The sequence below is a fragment of the Gilliamella sp. Fer4-1 genome (assembly GCF_001690515.1).
In the GTDB taxonomy this organism is placed as follows: domain Bacteria; phylum Pseudomonadota; class Gammaproteobacteria; order Enterobacterales; family Orbaceae; genus Gilliamella; species Gilliamella apicola_C.
The window spans coordinates 1-878 of sequence record NZ_LZGZ01000359.1; the positions used below are offsets into that span (position 1 = coordinate 1).

1 protein-coding gene is annotated in these 878 nt (G+C 36.0%); it reads right to left on the reverse strand.

Annotation, left to right across the window (positions count from 1 at the left end; translation table 11 throughout):
- Window positions 1-99: 99 nt before the first annotated feature.
- A complete protein-coding gene (locus A9G30_RS12235) occupies window positions 100-414 on the reverse strand; it encodes a hypothetical protein (RefSeq protein ID WP_065589128.1) in 315 nt (104 codons plus the stop codon).
- Between the last annotated feature and the right edge of the window lie 464 nt (window positions 415-878).

The following is an 878-nucleotide window of genomic DNA, read 5'->3' on the forward strand; positions in this document are numbered from 1 at the left end:
CTTGTTGCATACCATTTGGTAAATGTTTTTTCCGTTCAATGGCTTGTTTAGAAATATTATTAATCAGATTATCAGAATATTTTTCTATATTATAATTTTTCATTTCAATTGAGCAAGCTGCGCCATTACAAAAATCGGTTTTAGCATGTGGTTCGCATTCTCGGTATCTTGGCTTAATGCGTTGATATCCTGTTGTTTGTCCTGATTGCGGATGATGAGTTGACCTTGCTCTATCGCTAAATGGGTAATGCTTGAGTCTTTTTCACTGTTTTGATATGCCGCTGGTGCGCCTGTGCCACCACTGACCGAGATATGGCTAACATTAAATTCCGCTTTGTTTTTGATATCACTAAAGCTGATTGTGCCCGTATCAAGGCGGTTTTTGTTCGGGTCTTCGGCTTCTAATGCTATCACGCCACTACCGGCGCAACAAACAATCAAAAAACTTAAATAAAATCAATGCGTTTTCTGACTGATTTTTAGTCGGTTATGCCGAATAATTGGCAATAATCTATTCCTGCTTGTAGTAAGATGATTTGTAATTATATACATCGTATTTCTTTTAACAATCAATCGCGCTGGTTCAATTAACTGTATTTTTTCTCTCATATAATTAGCAACAAAATAATAGTCGAGTTAATTTATACCAATCTTCATCAGATAAACCACTTGATGTCTTTCACCTGATCGATAAATCCTTTCATTTACCGTTTGCTGGATTTGCTGTTGTTCTGGTGGAATAGTATTAGGAAATCGCAGTGCTACTTTCGGGTTTTACTCGACTGGTTTCACTGCCAAATAGCCAACTGTTGATCATTGAAATGGGTAAGCATAAAGACTATTACATAATAAGCGACATTAATAAAAATAGCAGTATA